13 protein-coding genes are annotated in these 14,811 nt (G+C 62.6%); 10 read left to right on the top strand and 3 right to left on the bottom strand.

Annotation, left to right across the window (positions count from 1 at the left end; translation table 11 throughout):
• The first annotated feature begins 37 nt into the window (after nucleotides 1–37).
• Entirely contained in the window at nucleotides 38–820 is a 783-nt protein-coding gene (locus NOX35_RS11245) for a 3-hydroxybutyrate dehydrogenase (RefSeq protein ID WP_182287174.1), read from the top strand.
• 145 nt (nucleotides 821–965) lie between these two features.
• On the opposite strand, the gene NOX35_RS11240 is transcribed toward NOX35_RS11245, so the two are convergent.
• Nucleotides 966–1,715 (bottom strand): SIMPL domain-containing protein, encoded by a 750-nt coding sequence (locus NOX35_RS11240; protein ID WP_182286731.1) that lies wholly within the window; start codon nucleotides 1,713–1,715, stop codon nucleotides 966–968.
• A gap of 313 nt (nucleotides 1,716–2,028) precedes the next feature.
• Here NOX35_RS11240 and ompR point away from each other — a divergent pair, with 313 nt between their 5' ends.
• The 3 genes from ompR (at nucleotide 2,029) to NOX35_RS11225 (ending at nucleotide 4,907) form a co-directional block, all read left to right on the top strand.
• A complete protein-coding gene (gene ompR / locus NOX35_RS11235) occupies nucleotides 2,029–2,760 on the top strand; it encodes a two-component system response regulator OmpR (protein ID WP_003055820.1) in 732 nt (243 codons plus the stop codon).
• 188 nt (nucleotides 2,761–2,948) lie between these two features.
• The gene (locus tag NOX35_RS11230) at nucleotides 2,949–4,451 is read left to right on the top strand and encodes a sensor histidine kinase (RefSeq protein WP_182286730.1); all 1,503 of its coding nucleotides are present in this window, start codon (nucleotides 2,949–2,951) and stop codon (nucleotides 4,449–4,451) included.
• Nucleotides 4,452–4,511: 60 nt separating this feature from the next.
• Complete coding sequence (locus NOX35_RS11225) at nucleotides 4,512–4,907, top strand: GFA family protein (RefSeq protein ID WP_256496646.1); 396 nt, start codon at nucleotides 4,512–4,514, stop codon at nucleotides 4,905–4,907.
• Between the two features lie 34 nt (nucleotides 4,908–4,941).
• On the opposite strand, the gene ispF is transcribed toward NOX35_RS11225, so the two are convergent.
• Together ispF and ispD are read right to left on the bottom strand one after the other, a co-directional pair.
• On the bottom strand, nucleotides 4,942–5,424 hold the full coding sequence (ispF, locus tag NOX35_RS11220; RefSeq protein ID WP_256496645.1) for a 2-C-methyl-D-erythritol 2,4-cyclodiphosphate synthase: 483 nt from the start codon (nucleotides 5,422–5,424) through the stop codon (nucleotides 4,942–4,944).
• 150 nt (nucleotides 5,425–5,574) lie between these two features.
• Nucleotides 5,575–6,372, bottom strand: a complete 798-nt coding sequence (gene ispD, locus NOX35_RS11215) for a 2-C-methyl-D-erythritol 4-phosphate cytidylyltransferase (protein WP_371878531.1) — start codon at nucleotides 6,370–6,372, stop codon at nucleotides 5,575–5,577.
• A 247-nt stretch (nucleotides 6,373–6,619) separates the two neighbouring features.
• Between ispD and mfd the strand changes: the two genes are divergently transcribed.
• The 6 genes from mfd (at nucleotide 6,620) to NOX35_RS11185 (ending at nucleotide 14,486) form a co-directional block, all read left to right on the top strand.
• On the top strand, nucleotides 6,620–10,111 hold the full coding sequence (gene mfd, locus NOX35_RS11210) for a transcription-repair coupling factor (RefSeq protein WP_256496644.1): 3,492 nt from the start codon (nucleotides 6,620–6,622) through the stop codon (nucleotides 10,109–10,111).
• 93 nt (nucleotides 10,112–10,204) lie between these two features.
• Nucleotides 10,205–10,876, top strand: coding sequence for a hypothetical protein (locus NOX35_RS11205; protein WP_256496643.1), 672 nt, complete (start codon nucleotides 10,205–10,207; stop codon nucleotides 10,874–10,876).
• A 181-nt stretch (nucleotides 10,877–11,057) separates the two neighbouring features.
• Nucleotides 11,058–12,080 carry a tripartite tricarboxylate transporter substrate binding protein gene (locus tag NOX35_RS11200; RefSeq protein WP_256496642.1) on the top strand — a complete coding sequence of 341 codons (1,023 nt, stop codon included), beginning with the start codon at nucleotides 11,058–11,060 and terminating at the stop codon, nucleotides 12,078–12,080.
• A gap of 155 nt (nucleotides 12,081–12,235) precedes the next feature.
• Entirely contained in the window at nucleotides 12,236–12,949 is a 714-nt protein-coding gene (gene serB, locus NOX35_RS11195; RefSeq protein ID WP_256496641.1) for a phosphoserine phosphatase SerB, read from the top strand.
• A 143-nt stretch (nucleotides 12,950–13,092) separates the two neighbouring features.
• Nucleotides 13,093–13,650: an NADPH-dependent FMN reductase gene (locus NOX35_RS11190; RefSeq protein WP_256496640.1), complete on the top strand. Its 558-nt coding sequence runs from the start codon at nucleotides 13,093–13,095 to the stop codon at nucleotides 13,648–13,650.
• Between the two features lie 314 nt (nucleotides 13,651–13,964).
• The gene (locus tag NOX35_RS11185) at nucleotides 13,965–14,486 is read left to right on the top strand and encodes an ABC transporter substrate-binding protein (protein ID WP_256496639.1); all 522 of its coding nucleotides are present in this window, start codon (nucleotides 13,965–13,967) and stop codon (nucleotides 14,484–14,486) included.
• Nucleotides 14,487–14,811: the final 325 nt, after the last annotated feature.

Below are 14,811 nucleotides of genomic sequence, written 5' to 3'. Positions count from 1 at the left end.
CGTCGCATCGTAATTCATTCGGAGACCTTGTATGTCCATGTTGAAAGGCAAAACCGCTCTCGTGACGGGATCGACCAGCGGAATCGGCCTAGGTATCGCAATCGCTCTGGCACGCCAGGGTGCCAATATCGTGCTCAACGGCTTTGGCGACGTCGAAGCACCACGCGCCCAGGTACTGGATGCCGGCAAGACAGCCGGTATCGAAGTCGGCTACCACGGTGCGGACATGAGCAAGACCACCGACATTGAAGCCATGATGAAATACGCCGCTGCCGAATTCGGCCGCGTCGACATCCTGGTCAACAACGCCGGCATTCAGCATGTGGCCAGGGTGCAGGACTTCCCCGTGGAGAAGTGGGATGCCATCCTCGCCATCAACCTGAGCAGCGCCTTCCACACCACGCGCCTGGCCCTGCCAGCCATGCAGCAGGCCAACTGGGGCCGCATCATCAATGTGGCCTCGGTGCACGGCCTGGTCGGCTCGGCCGAAAAATCGGCCTATGTCGCCGCCAAGCACGGCATCGTCGGCCTGACCAAGGTGACGGCACTGGAAAACGCCACCACCGGCGTGACCTGCAACGCCATCTGCCCCGGCTGGGTACTGACGCCACTGGTACAAAAGCAGGTGGATGCGAAGGCTGCCGCCCAAGGCATCAGCAATGAAGACGCCACCAGACAGTTGCTGGGTGAAAAAGAGCCTTCGATGCAGTTCACCACGCCCGAAGAGCTGGGCGAGCTGGCCGTCTTCTTCTGTTCGGCCGCTGCCAACAATGTGCGCGGCGTGGCATGGAATATGGACGGCGGCTGGGCCGCACAATAAAAGCCGCTCGGCTCCAGCGAATGCGTCTATCAATTAGATAGCATCTAGCGCTCTCCAGAAGACATATTCAGCATCAAATCATGATGAAAATCAAAAAGGAGAAGCGCAAGCTGCTCCTTTTTTTATATATGCCGCACGAATCCGATCACTGCATCTGAATCGAGCCGCCAACGGTGACCGTCACCTCGGCACGGTCCGCCTCCACCGGCACGGGCGCGGCATCGGCATAGCTGGCCTTGGCCATGCTCATCATGCGTGGGCGCGGCATGGGATGCCCGCCACCGCCGCTGCTGCTCACATTGACCTCGCGCAGGCTGTAGCCTGCAAAGCCAAAGCTCTTGGAGATGGCCGCGGCACGCTGGCGGAAGTTCTCGATCGCCTTGGCCTGGGCTTCGCCCTCCACCTTTTCCCGCGCTTCGCGCGAGAGGCCGAAACTCATGCTGGCCAGCGTCATGTCCTGCACCTTGGCCGCAGCCTGGGTAATGCGTACGAAGTCACGCCCCTGCAGCACGATCTCGGCCTGGCCCTGCCAGCCTTCGATCTTGCCGTTGTTGCCATAACGCGGCGAGATGGAGAAATTACCGGTGCTCAACTCCATCTGCCGACCTTGCGCGTCGTTACGCAGCGTGGCCATGGCGGACTCCACGATCTTTTGCAGCTGGGACTGAACGGACGCCGCATCGCGACCATCCTTGCTGGCAGACAGCGTCGCCGTCATCCAGTCCTGCTTGACCTCCACGGTTCCCTGAGCCGACAACTGCACCACGTTGGCAGGTCTTTGCATGTCACGCGCGGCGCCCTGAGCCCATACATTGCCACCAGCGCAGGCCGCAGCCAGCGCAAGTGCGGCAGCCGCGGCGCGAGAGGAAGAGGAAGACTTGGAAAATTGATTCATGCGGTTCACCCTTGTAAGTAAATCAGGCCATGCAGATACACATGCATTTCACCATTGCGCAAAGTCGCTGCAGCGCAGCATGTCAGCCCAGAGTGTGACTTTATGTACGAATACGCCACATTCAACACACCAACAGAACAAACACTGAAACAATAGTGCAAGATTCTTGAAAAAAGTTCCTCATGAAACATTTATTGTTCTATTTACAAACGCAACAATCGTAACAAGTAGCAAGACTTGACCTTGTTTTGCTGGATTTTTTGGATCCAGCGATAACAATGGGCCAGTTACAAATAAATCGACAAGGATGATCATGGCAACGACGAACAACCGTACTGACAAGATCCTCGTGGTGGATGACGATGCACGCATCCGCGACCTGCTGCGCCGCTATCTGACGCAGGAAGGCTTCGAGATCATGATTGCCGAGGACGGCAAGGCTCTCAACCGCATCCTGCTGCGCGAGACTGTCGACCTGATCGTGCTGGACCTGATGATGCCCGGCGAGGATGGCCTGTCCATCTGCCGCCGCCTGCGCTCGGCCAATGACCGCACCCCCATCATCATGCTGACCGCCAAGGGCGAGGATGTGGACCGCATCGTGGGCCTGGAAGTGGGTGCCGACGACTATCTGGGCAAGCCCTTCAACCCCCGCGAACTGCTGGCCCGCATCCATGCCGTGCTGCGCCGCCGCCCTCCTCAGGAAGCGCCGGGAGCTCCTTCGGGCGACAACGAGGTGGTGACCTTTGGCCCGTTCACCTTCGACCTGGGCACCCGCGTGCTGCAAAAGAATGGCGAAGAGTTGCCACTCACCACCGGCGAATTCGCCATGCTCAAGGCCCTTGTGCGCCACCCGCGCCAGCCTCTGTCACGTGAAAAGCTGGCCCTGCTGGCCCGCGGCCGCGAGTTCGAGCCCTTCGACCGCAGCCTGGACGTGCAGGTCTCCCGCCTGCGCAAGCTGATCGAGGAGGACGCTGCCGCACCGCGCTATATCCAGACCGTCTGGGGCGTGGGCTATGTGTTCGTACCCGATGGCATGAACTGATTCTGCCTGCCTCCATTGCAACAAGCCGCCCGCTGCGCGGCTTGTTGCGCTTGGGTGCAGGCCCATAAGACCCATAAGTCAAGCTCTTTCAACAACCACCAGTAGATAGACACTTTTTGGACAAACCGTAACCCGAGTCGCCCATATTGGGCGTACCCTCGGGTCCAGTTATTTCCGCATTGCTGTTCATGAGCGCCTTTCACCATCCGCCGCCCGACGCCACCAGCCCCGTACCTCTGGAGTACGAGCGGCGCAGCACCGCTCGCTCACCTGTGGGGCTGAACCTGTTCTGGCGCACCTTCTGCCTGCTGGCCCTGCTGCTGGTGGGCAGCATTCTGGCCTGGCTGCAGACACTGCGGGCACTGGATTTCGAGCCGCGCACGCTGCAGACTGCCAAGCAAGTGGCCTCGTTGGTCAACCTGAGCCGCGCAGCCCTCGAGCATTCGGATGCGATCAATCGCGTCTCCCTGATCAAGACCATGGCCGACCAGGAAGGCGTGCGCATTCTGCCCCGCGAGCCCGGCGACTCCTTCGAGCTGCTGGAGCAGAACGCCCTGGGCCAGAAGCTGACCGAAGAGCTGACCACTCGCCTGGGCTACGGCACCGTGGTGGCGCGCAGCGTCAACGGGGAGCCCGGCCTGTGGGTGGGCTTCACCATCAACGGCGACCGCAACTGGATGCTGATGGATCAGTCGCGCTTCACTCCTGCCAGCGGCCAGACCTGGCTGATCTGGCTGATCACGGCCGCCCTGCTCTCGCTCATCGGCGCGGCGGCCATCGCCCGCCTGATCAACCGGCCGCTCAAACAGCTGTCTTACGCGGCCAATCGAGTGCGGGAGGGGGACTTCGACGCCAGCCAGCTTGACGAGGAGGCCGTGACCAGCGAAATCCGCGAAGTCAATATCGGCTTCAACCGCATGGCGCAGAAGCTGGCCAAGCTGGAGCAGGACCGCGCCGTGATGCTGGCCGGCATCTCCCACGACCTGCGTACGCCGCTGGCGCGGCTGCGCCTGGAAACCGAGATGAGCGTCTATGACGATGTGGCGCGCGAGCATATGGTGGCCGACATCGTGCAGCTGGACGCCACCATCGACAAATTCCTGGATTACGCCCGCCCCGATCATCGCGTCATGCTCAGCCCCGTGGACCTGCACGCCGTGGTTGCCTCCTGCGTCTATGCCGTGCAGGACCACCGTGAGCTGCAGATCACCATGAACGTGCCCGAAGACCTCTATGTCATGGCCGATGAGGTGGAGCTGGCCCGCGTGATCTCCAACCTCTTCGAGAATGCACGCCGCTATGGCAAGACCCCATCCACCGACACGACCGAGGTGGATGTGGTTGCCAAGGAAAGCGAGAAATGGGTGGTCATCCGCATCCGCGACCATGGCAAGGGCGTGCCGGCCGAGCAACTGGCCAATCTGACCCAGCCCTTCTTCCGCGGCGACACGGCACGCACGGCAGCAGCAGGCGCAGGCCTGGGTCTATCCATCGTGGACAAGACGGTTCAGCGCATGGGCGGCATGTTTGCCCTGTCCAATTCATCGACGGGCGGCCTGGTCGCCCATCTGCAGTTGCAGCGTGCCATGGGCGTGACAGCCGGTGCGGCACCCGAGCAGCGCCTGCAGCGCCCCCAGGTCAAGCGCAATCTGCCGCGCGACAAGAAAGACGATGAGATAGGGCAAGACTGAATCTGCCCACCTGATTGCACAATCGGCATCGCCTTTCAACCATCTGCCGCAGAATTCACCATGCAAGCCCGATGCCTGTGCAAAGCCGTTCTCGTCACCGCACCCGATACCCACGAAGTTCATGTCTGCCACTGCAGCATGTGCCGGCGCTGGGGAGAAGGCCCTGCCTTCACCCTGCATGGCGGCACGGCGGTGCAGACCAGCGGCCCCGTCATGCGCTATGCCTCCTCGCCCTGGGCCGAGCGTGCCTTCTGCAGCAACTGCGGCACCCACCTCTTCTACCGCCTGCTGGCAAGCAACGAGCATTTTCTGTCTGCCGGGCTGTTTCAGGACGCCCAGGGACTGACACTGGCACAGCAGATCTATATCGACGAGAAGCCCGACTATTACGCACTGGCCAATGACACCCCGACCCTGACCGGAGCCGAAGTGCAAGCCCTCTACGGCGATTCATGACCGGCTTTCGCCGCGGCCATTGCGTCAAGCGGGGTCAGCCAGCCCGCACCAGCAAGGCCACTGCACGGGCCTCCATGGCCTGCTGCTGACCCACAGGCCCGAGCTTCTCGGCCGTCTTGGCCTTGACGTTGACCTGCTCCACATCCAGCTCCAGCACCTGGGCAATGCGCTCGCGCATCTTCTCGATATGGGGTGCCAGCTTGGGCGCCTGGGCCACGATGGTGCTGTCGATATTGCCGATCTCGAAGCCCTTGGCGCGCACGCGCCTGGCAGCCTCGGCCAGCAGCACGGCGGAGTCCGCCCCCTTGAACTGCGCGTCGGTGTCCGAGAAATGGCGACCGATATCGCCCAGCGCCGAAGCACCGAACAAGGCATCGGTGATTGCATGCAGCAGCACGTCGGCATCCGAATGACCGAGCAAGCCCAGGCTGTGAGGCACTTCGACACCGCCGAGAATCAGCTTGCGCCCTGGAACCAGGGCATGGACATCCCAGCCTTCACCAATACGAAAATTCATATAAATCCTTGTCAAACCTTTGCCCAATAAGCGCAAGCAGCTATCAAATTAAATACCACCTGCACCGAACCGGGTCAGGCACGGCATTCTGCCGATAGCAATGCCAGTCGTGCATTCTTGTGTGCATATGCCCAGTCGGTGGCGATCCGTCTAGCCACGCGCCTTGCGCTGCAGCAGCACGGCCTCGGCCAGCGAAAAGTCGTCGGGGTAGGTCACCTTGAAGTTCTGCGCACCGCCCGGCACCAGTCTGGGGGAGTGGCCGGCCAGTTCCATGGCGCTGGCTTCATCGGTCACGGCGGCTCCCGCCGCCTGCAGCGCAGCCAGCAAGGCTGCGATGCGGAACATCTGCGGCGTCTGAGCCAGCCATTTGTCGCTGCGCTCCACCGTCTGCGCCACACGCGCCGGGCCCACGCCGGCGGCCTGCTGCTTGAGCGTATCGGGCAGCTTCAGCGCCAGCAGCCCCCCCACCGCATCCGGCAGGCAGGCATCGATCAAGGCATTGACCTGCGCCGATGCGACCAGACAGCGCGCCGCGTCATGCACCAGCACCCAGTCCTCGCCGCTGGCTCCCATGCGCAGCAACTCCTGCAGGCCGTTGCCCACTGTCTCGGCACGGGTGGCTCCTCCACAGGCAGCAATGCTGAGCCGGGCGTCCGTGTCGCGCTCCTGCCAGAAGCCATCGGCAGCAGAGACCACCAGCAGCACACGGTGCATGCGCTCCACGGCCAACATGGCGGCCAGCGTGTGCATGACCATGGGCTGCCCCGCAACGTTCTGGTATTGCTTGGGCAACTCGGGGGCAGGAGAGTCTGCGGCAATGGCACGCAGACCGACGCCCGCGCAGGGAATCAGCCCCCAGCAGCGGGGCGCAGATGCGGGCGATGAAGCCGCCGCAGCGTTTGCCTTGTCGTCCGTCATGGACTCAGGCGAGAAAAACCGATCTGTCATGCACAGTATTTTAAAATCACCATTTCGTCCGAAAGCCCCTGAGACCCATCGAAGACCTGCTTTCGGCTTGCATCGCCTTGAGGTGTCCCCATTTTGAGTGAATGCGCCGCCAACCATCAGCTCCGCGCTGATTGGGCTGTGAGCCCTGCCTTTGATGGCCGGACTCGCCCGCATTCAATCTGTCCCCGTTTTTTTTGCATCCAGCCCGCTTCTGTGCGCCGCTGCCTGCGTTCGTCTGTGAAAAACCATGCAACTGCCCAAGCTCACTCCCGGTAAACGCTTTCACCTGCCCCGCCCTGTCGGCAGCGCCGACGCGCTGCTGCTGGCCAGGCTGGGCGAGCGCGAAAAGCAGGACGGCCGGGTCACGGCCATCGTCACGGCCGATGCAGCCGACGCCCACCGGCTCATGGAAGAGATGGCCTTCTTCGCCCCCGAGCTGCGCTGCGCATTGTTCCCCGACTGGGAAACCCTGCCCTACGACAGCTTCTCGCCGCACCAGGATCTGATCAGCGAACGCCTTGCCACGCTGTGGCGCATCAACCAGCGCGACAAGCAGCATGGCGCCGATGTGGTCATCGTGCCCGCCACCACGGCCCTCTATCGCCTGGCTCCGCCCTCGTTTCTGGCCGGCTATACCTTTGAATTCAAGCAAGGCCAGAAGCTGGACGAGGCCAAGCTCAAGGCCCAGCTCACGCTGGCGGGCTACCAGCATGTGTCCCAGGTGGTCAGTCATGGCGAATACGCGGTGCGCGGCGGCCTGATCGACCTGTTCCCCATGGGCTCGCTCCAGCCCTATCGCGTGGACCTGTTCGACGACGAGATCGACTCCATCCGCACCTTCGACCCCGACACACAGCGCAGCCTCTACCCTGTGCCCGAGGTGCGCCTGCTGCCAGGCCGCGAGTTCCCGATGGACGATGAGGCGCGCGCCAAGTTCCGCAGCCGCTGGCGCGAGCTGCTCGAGGGCGACCCCACGCGCAGCCGCATCTACAAGGACATGGGTGCCGGTATTGCCACGGCCGGCATCGAGTACTACCTGCCGCTGTTCTTTGACGAGACGGCCACCGTCTTCGACTATCTGGGCGACGAGGCCACCGTGGTGTTGCATGGCGATCTGGAGCCGGCCTTCCAGCGCTTCTGGCAGGACACCAAGGACCGCTACCGTCTGGTGCAAGGCGACCCCGACCACCCGGCGCTGCCGCCCGAGACCCTGTTTCTCAGCGCCGACCAGTTCTATACCCGCAGCAAGGAGCATGCCCAGCTGGCCTTGCGCCCGGGCACCGAAGATGTGGCCGACAGCGCCATCTTCCAGAAGCTCGAAGACCTTTCCGTGCTGCGCGGAGCCGATGACCCGCTGGCCAAGCTGCAAAAACATATAGCAGCTGGTGCAAGCAGGGTCTTGCTTCTGGCCGAATCCGATGGCAGGCGAGAGAGCCTGCTGGACTTTTTCCGCGCCTCGGGCGTCAACCCGCCCGTGTTCGATTCTCTGGCCGAGTTCCAGGCCGATGCCACGGAAAAGGTCGGCATTGCCACCTCCAGCCTGATGACGGGCTTTGCCTGGGTCGAGGAAGGCCTGGACTTCGTTACCGAAACCGAGCTGTTTGCCAGCAGCCCCACGGGCCGGCGTCGTCGACGCCAGGAGCAGGTCAGCGACGTGGAGGCCTTGATCAAGGACTTGTCCGAGCTCAAGGTAGGCGACCCCATTGTTCACTCCGACCATGGCATAGGCCGCTATCGCGGGCTGATCAACATGGACATGGGCCAGAAGAACCCTGACGGCACGCCCGCACTGCAGGAGTTTCTGCATCTGGAATATGCGGCCGACGCCGTGCTCTATGTCCCCGTCAGCCAGTTGCATCTGATCAGCCGCTACACCGGCGTCTCGCCCGACGATGCGCCATTGCACAAGCTGGGCGGCACGCAATGGGAAAAAGCCAAGCGCAAGGCCGCCGAGCAGGTGCGCGACTCGGCGGCCGAGCTGCTCAATATCTACGCCCGCCGCGCTGCGCGCCAGGGCCATGCCTTCCGCTTCCCCACGGCCGACTACGAGCAGTTTGTGGCCGACTTCGGCTTCGAGGAAACGGCCGACCAGCGCGCTGCCATCCACGCCGTGGTGCAGGACATGATCAGCCCCCAGCCCATGGACCGCCTGGTCTGTGGCGATGTGGGCTTCGGCAAGACCGAGGTCGCGCTGCGCGCGGCCTTTGTGGCAGCCATGGGCGGCAAGCAGGTCGCCTTCCTGGCCCCCACCACGCTGCTGGCCGAGCAGCATTACCAGACCCTGGTGGACCGCTTCTCCAAATGGCCGATCAAGGTGGCCGAGGTGTCGCGCTTTCGCTCGGGCAAGGAAATCACGGCCGCCATCGAGGGCATCTCGGACGGTACGGTCGATATCGTGGTCGGCACGCACAAGCTGCTGTCCGAATCCACACAGTTCAAGAACCTGGGCCTGCTCATCATCGACGAGGAACACCGCTTTGGCGTGCGCCACAAGGAGGCCATGAAGGCCATGCGTGCCGAGGTCGATGTGCTGACACTGACGGCCACCCCGATTCCGCGCACCATGGGTATGGCCCTGGAGGGGCTGCGCGATCTGTCGGTGATTGCCACGGCGCCGCAGCGGCGTCTGGCCATCAAGACCTTTGTGCGCAACGAAGGCACGGGCGTGATTCGCGAAGCTGTGCTGCGCGAGCTCAAGCGCGGAGGACAGATCTACTTCCTGCACAACGAGGTCGAGACCATAGAGAACCGCAAGCAAAAGCTGGAAGAAATCCTGCCCGAGGCCCGCATCGCCGTGGCCCACGGCCAGATGCCCGAGCGCGAGCTGGAGCGCGTGATGCGCGACTTCGTGGCCCAGCGCTACAACATATTGCTGTGCTCGACCATCATCGAAACCGGTATCGACGTGCCATCGGCCAACACCATTCTCATCAGCCGCGCCGACAAGTTCGGCCTGGCACAGCTGCACCAGTTGCGCGGCCGTGTGGGACGCAGCCACCATCAGGCCTATGCCTATCTGATGGTGCCGGACCTGGACAGCCTGACCAAGCAGGCCCAGCAGCGGCTGGAGGCCATCCAGCAGATGGAGGAGTTGGGCTCGGGCTTCTATCTGGCCATGCATGACCTGGAAATCCGTGGCGCCGGCGAGGTGCTGGGTGAAAACCAGAGCGGCAATATGATGGAAGTGGGCTTTCAGCTCTATAACGAGATGCTGTCCGAAGCCGTGCGCAGCCTCAAGGCAGGCAAGGAACCCGATCTGCTCTCGCCGCTGTCGGCCTCCACCGATATCAATCTTCACGCTCCGGCCCTGCTGCCCAACGACTACTGCGGCGATGTGCATCTGCGCCTGTCGTTCTACAAGAAGCTGGCCACGGCCAAGACCGCCGATCAGATCGATACCCTGCTCGAGGAAATCGTGGACCGCTTCGGCAAGTTGCCGCCCCAGGCGCAGACCCTGATCGACGTGCACCGCCTGCGCGTGCTGAGCCAGCCCTATGGCGTGGTCAAGGTCGATGCTGCACCCGGCGTGATCAACATCAGCTTCAAGCCTCAGCCGCCCATCGATCCCATGAGCATCATTCACCTGATCCAGAAGAACAAGCACATCAAGCTGGCGGGCAATGAGAAGCTGCGCATCGAAAAAGAGCTGGAGAACCCCAAGGACCGTGCCCAGATGGTGCGCGATGTACTGCGCAGCCTGGGCCAGCCGCTCAAGAACGAAGCTGCCGTTCATGCCTGATAACGGGGCTGCTGACAAAGCCAGCAGGGCTATTGAGCCCCGGCCGATGCAGACAGTGCAAGATGGCGATGGAACCTGATTTTCCGAGCCGCCATGTTTCTTGAAGCCGCCATTACCCTGCTGGCCCTGCTGCTGGCCCTGCTCTGCCGCCCCTGGCGCATGCTGGGCAGCCGGGCCGGTCCCGGCGGCATGCATGACCCGGTGCTGTCGCCGCTGATCACACCGCTGCTGGCCATTCTGGTGCTGCTGCCCTGGATCTGGGCACTGCCTGCGCTGCACAAAATGCCCTTGCAGCTGCACTGGTCTGGTGCACCGCTGGTGCTGCTTCTGATCGGCTGGCCACTTGCAGTGCCCGTACTGATTGCGACAAGCGCTATTGCCTTTGCATTGGCTCCCGCACTCGGACTGCAGGACGCTCTGGGCCTGGCGGTCTGGCAGGGGCTGGTGCCGGCCACGCTGGCCATGCTCTGGGGAGCTGCAGTGCGCCGCTGGTGCTGGCACAACATCTTTGTCTTTATTTTCTTGCGCGGCTTCCTGGGCACGGTTGTGTGCGTGTTCATCGCATCCCTGCTCGGCCAATGGGCGGGGCATGTGCTGCCCAATGTCAACGACGAGCTCTCGCGCATGGCCCGCTGGCTCATGGCCTGGAGCGACGGCGTGACCACCGGCATGCTGACCGCAGTATTCGTGGTGTTTCGCCCGCACTGGGTGGCCACCTGGTCCGATGCCATATATCTGCAGCCGCCTGGCAATCCTGAAAGCTGAGGCCGTCGAGGCGCATCAGCTCTGCCACTTCAGCTCTGCCACTTTCCCGGCCACTGCGCAAACCGCATCTTTCCCATCCGGCAAGACGCCAAGGCATTTGGCACAAGGCTTGCTCATCATCGGGCTATCGCACCGCGGCAATCACCAAGCCGGTGCATATCTTGAGAAAGAGAGGGATCGCATGCTGCTCCAACCCGTCCGCAATACCGCTCACAGCAGAATTCACCATGCCGTTCATGCCATGGCCCGCCCCGCACTGGCCTGCGCGCTGGTGGCGGGCTTTGCCGCCACGGCCCAGGCACAGGACGCCTATCCCGAGCGCGCGGTCAAGGTCATAGTCGCCCTGCCCGCAGGAGGCAGCGCCGACATGATTGCCCGAGTCGTGGGGCAAAAGCTGGCCAGCGAACTCAAGCAGCCTTTTGTGGTGGACAACCGCGCCGGCGCCTCGGGCCAGATCGGCACGCCGGCCGTGGCACGCTCTGCACCGGACGGCTATACGCTGATGGTCTCTCCAGCCTCATTCCTGACCACCAACAGGAGCATTTTCAAATCCCTGCCCTATGACCCCGAGGCCGACTTCGCGCCCATCAGCAAGCTGGTGAACCAACCCATGGTGCTGGTGGTCAAGGACAGGCAGAAGTTCCCCAGTGTGGCTGCCGTGGTGGCGGCAGCCAAGGCCGCCCCGGGCAAGCTGACCTTTGCCTCATCCGGCGACGGCAGCCCCCAGCACCTGGCAGCGTTGATGTTCGAGACGCGCACCCAGGCCAAGATGCTGCACGTGCCCTACAAAGGCGGTGCGCCAGCCGTCAACGATACGCTGGCGGGCAATGTGGACATGTTGTTTGCCGTGCTGCCCGAAGCCCTGCCCCATATCCAGGCCGGCAAGCTGCATGCCCTTGCGCTGATGGCGCCCAGGCGCGCGGCCATGCTGCCCAACACTCCCACCATGGCGGAAGGCGGTTTTACCGATCTCAACCTCTCGGCCTGGGTCGGTCTGTTCGCCCCGGCCAAGACGCCTCAGCCCGTGATCGACAAGCTCAACCGCGCCGTGCGCGTTGCACTGGACAGCGATATCAAGACCAAACTGGGTGAAAACGGCATGGAAGTCGCGCCATCGACGCCAGAGCAGCTCAGGCAGACCGTGGCCCAGGACATCAGGCTGCATGCCGAACTGGTCAAGGCCGCAGGCATTCAGCCGCAGTAGATGCCGTCTCGTGCAGCACCAGGGGGCAGACTCCTGGGTGAATGGCAAGCCGAAGCCCGCCACAACAGCGGATAATGGCGGCCATCTTGAGGAATGGCGCAGACCCGATCTCCGCCATTCCCCTTTTTGCTACCTCCTCATTCGCACGACTCGCAATGACCGACGCCACCGAATTCGCTCCCGGCCTGATGATCCGCGGCTTTACCGCCCCCCAGAAGCTGGCGGACTACAAGCTCATCGCCTTTGATATGGACTCGACGCTGATCACCATCGAATGCATCGACGAGATCGCCGACGCCACGGGCAAGAAAGCCGAAGTGGCGGCGATTACCGAAGCCACCATGCGCGGCGAAATCACCGACTTCAAGGACAGCCTGCGCCAGCGCGTAGGAAAGCTGGTCGGAGTGACCGAAGCCGACATGGCCCGCGTTCTGGCCGAACGCCTGAAACTCTCGCCGGGCGCTGAAACCCTGATCAAGGCCGCCAAGGCCGCCGGCCTGAAGGTGCTGCTGGTCTCCGGCGGCTTTACCTACTTTGCCGAGCATGTGCGCGGCCTGCTGGATATCGACTTTGTGCGCGCCAATGTGCTGGAGATCAAGGACGGTGCACTGACCGGTGGCCTGATCGAGCAGGCCTGGGGCGATATCTGCGACGGCGCTGAAAAGCGACGTACCTTGCTTGAAGTGGCCTCGCTGATCGGCATCGATGCCAGCCAGTGCATTGCCGTGGGCGATGGCAGCAACGACATTCCCATGATGCAGGCGGCCGGCCTGTCCGTGGCCTTCCACGCCAAGCCGCGCGTGCGCAACGAGGCCAAGGTTGCCATCAACGAGGGCGGCCTGGATCGCCTGCTGGAAGTGCTCCGATAGGCAGCAACAAGCACACGCGCCCATAAGCCGCTGTCCCGTCATCTTGGGGCCGCGGCTTTTTTGCGCCCACTGCGGCGCAGCAATCCCCGGCAGCTTTGCTACAGTGCCATGCATCTCCCTCAACCCAGTCGAAAGGTCAGAGCATGGGCCAACTCAGAATCGCCGTCATCGTGGGCAGTCTCAGCAAGCAGTCCATCAACCGCCAGCTCGGCCAGGGCCTGGCCGCACTCATGCAGGACAAGGCCGATTTCGAATTCATCGATATCAGCCGCCTGCCGGTCTACAACCGCGACTTCGATAACACCCCCGATTTCAAGCCCTTCGACGAGCTCAAACCCCTGATTCGCGGCTGCAACGGCGTTCTGTTTGTGACGCCCGAATACAACCGCTCCATCCCCGCATCGCTCAAGAACGTGCTCGATGGCCTGAGCCGTCCCTATGGCCAATCCGTCTGGGCAGGACTGCCGGCCGCCGTGATCGGCAGCTCGCCCGGCGCGGCTGCCACGGCCATGGCCCAGCAGCACCTGCGCAATGTGCTGGTGTCGCTGGACATGCCCACCCTGCCCCAGCCCGAGGGCTTTGTGCGCTGGTCCGACACGCTGCTCGACGCCGACGGCAGGATCGGCCAGGGCAGCCATGACTTCCTCGTCAAGTACATGACACGCTTTCTGGACTGGGTGCAGCTGCACCAAAAGCGCTAAAGCAATTTCTCTCTGATTCGATAGCATGCCCCGCTTACGCTTCAGCCGCTGCGGGGCACTTCATGACTATTTCCCTGCATTGAAGACTGCTGGAACTTTTGCGCATGCAGACTGTTCCTACAATAGCGTGCGGCCTCATACATCACACAACATCCGGCCGCCAGGGTCTGAGCCCTGTCCTTTTACGGACAGTTTCAGTTCAGCACCTTGAAAATCCACCCATTGACTTTAAATACCATAGCAAGCAAACCTGATGCGACAGGCGTCGCAAGGCATGCTGGTTGCCTGCATCCTTGAGAAGCAGGCAGCCATCTATGACAACCATGACTGGAAACCATTTCGTGAAGACTTCGTACCGTGCTGCTGCCTCCGTGATTGCCATCGCCATCGCATCGCTGACCGTGCCTTCCCTGGCTCAGGCCAAGCGCATGGGCAGCAGCAAGTCTGTCCGCCCTGCCAGCATCGGCAGCAAGGCGCCCGCTCAGCCCGCACCCGTGGCTCCTGCCGCCGCCGCACCCAAGGCTGCTGCACCTGCCACACCCGCAGCCCCCGCCGCAGCGGCAACTCCTGCGGCCGCTCCCGCTGCAGCAGCGGCTCCTGCAGCTCGTGGATCCGGCATGATGGGCACCATGGCGGGCGCCGCCGTTGGTGCCGTGGCCGGCACCATGGCTGGCAATGCCATTGCAGGCGCCATGGGTGGCGGCGACAAGGAAGCAGAAGCCAAGAAGGCCAAGGAAGAAGAGGCCAAGAAGGCTGAAGCGGAAGCCGCCGCTCTGCAAAAGAAGCTGGACGAGGCCAAGGCCAAGGCGGAAGCAGCACGCGCAGCCGCCAAGTAATCATCAGCCCGCAACCGGGCATCAATACAGGCCGGCCAGGAATTCAGATCTCCCGGCCTCATTTAAGAAGGAAGGGGTGCGAATCGCATCCCTTTTTTTGCATCTGAGGCGTTGCGCAATGCCAGACCCTACTCCATGACTTGCCTTGCGCCAGACTGCAAAATCGAAAGCCGCCGGCCAACTCATCCGCTCGACATTCAGATGGCCCTCATCTGCGACCATTCCTGGCTGCGCGAGAAGTCAGAACGACATGCACACGTCCAGCGTAAAGCGCCCCGGCAGACACCTGTACCACGGTCTGTGCCGACCGCAACTGGCGATGATG

This window comes from Comamonas sp. C11 (assembly GCF_024496285.1).
Taxonomy (GTDB): domain Bacteria; phylum Pseudomonadota; class Gammaproteobacteria; order Burkholderiales; family Burkholderiaceae_C; genus Comamonas; species Comamonas testosteroni_F.
The sequence above is the reverse complement of the archived record's forward strand: the minus strand, read 5'-3'. Positions and strand labels throughout refer to the sequence as shown.

Excerpts from the sequence above, each read along its gene's own strand:
- NOX35_RS11245 (WP_182287174.1), top strand. The coding sequence starts at position 38 with ATGTTGAAAGGCAAAACCGCTCTCGTGACGGGATCGACCAGCGGAATC.
- NOX35_RS11240 (WP_182286731.1), bottom strand. The coding sequence starts at position 1,715 with ATGAATCAATTTTCCAAGTCTTCCTCTTCCTCTCGCGCCGCGGCTGCC.
- ompR (WP_003055820.1), top strand. The coding sequence starts at position 2,029 with ATGGCAACGACGAACAACCGTACTGACAAGATCCTCGTGGTGGATGAC.
- NOX35_RS11230 (WP_182286730.1), top strand. The coding sequence starts at position 2,949 with ATGAGCGCCTTTCACCATCCGCCGCCCGACGCCACCAGCCCCGTACCT.
- NOX35_RS11225 (WP_256496646.1), top strand. The coding sequence starts at position 4,512 with ATGCAAGCCCGATGCCTGTGCAAAGCCGTTCTCGTCACCGCACCCGAT.
- ispF (WP_256496645.1), bottom strand. The coding sequence starts at position 5,424 with ATGAATTTTCGTATTGGTGAAGGCTGGGATGTCCATGCCCTGGTTCCA.
- ispD (WP_371878531.1), bottom strand. The coding sequence starts at position 6,372 with ATGACAGATCGGTTTTTCTCGCCTGAGTCCATGACGGACGACAAGGCA.
- mfd (WP_256496644.1), top strand. The coding sequence starts at position 6,620 with ATGCAACTGCCCAAGCTCACTCCCGGTAAACGCTTTCACCTGCCCCGC.
- NOX35_RS11205 (WP_256496643.1), top strand. The coding sequence starts at position 10,205 with ATGTTTCTTGAAGCCGCCATTACCCTGCTGGCCCTGCTGCTGGCCCTG.
- NOX35_RS11200 (WP_256496642.1), top strand. The coding sequence starts at position 11,058 with ATGCTGCTCCAACCCGTCCGCAATACCGCTCACAGCAGAATTCACCAT.
- serB (WP_256496641.1), top strand. The coding sequence starts at position 12,236 with ATGACCGACGCCACCGAATTCGCTCCCGGCCTGATGATCCGCGGCTTT.
- NOX35_RS11190 (WP_256496640.1), top strand. The coding sequence starts at position 13,093 with ATGGGCCAACTCAGAATCGCCGTCATCGTGGGCAGTCTCAGCAAGCAG.
- NOX35_RS11185 (WP_256496639.1), top strand. The coding sequence starts at position 13,965 with ATGACAACCATGACTGGAAACCATTTCGTGAAGACTTCGTACCGTGCT.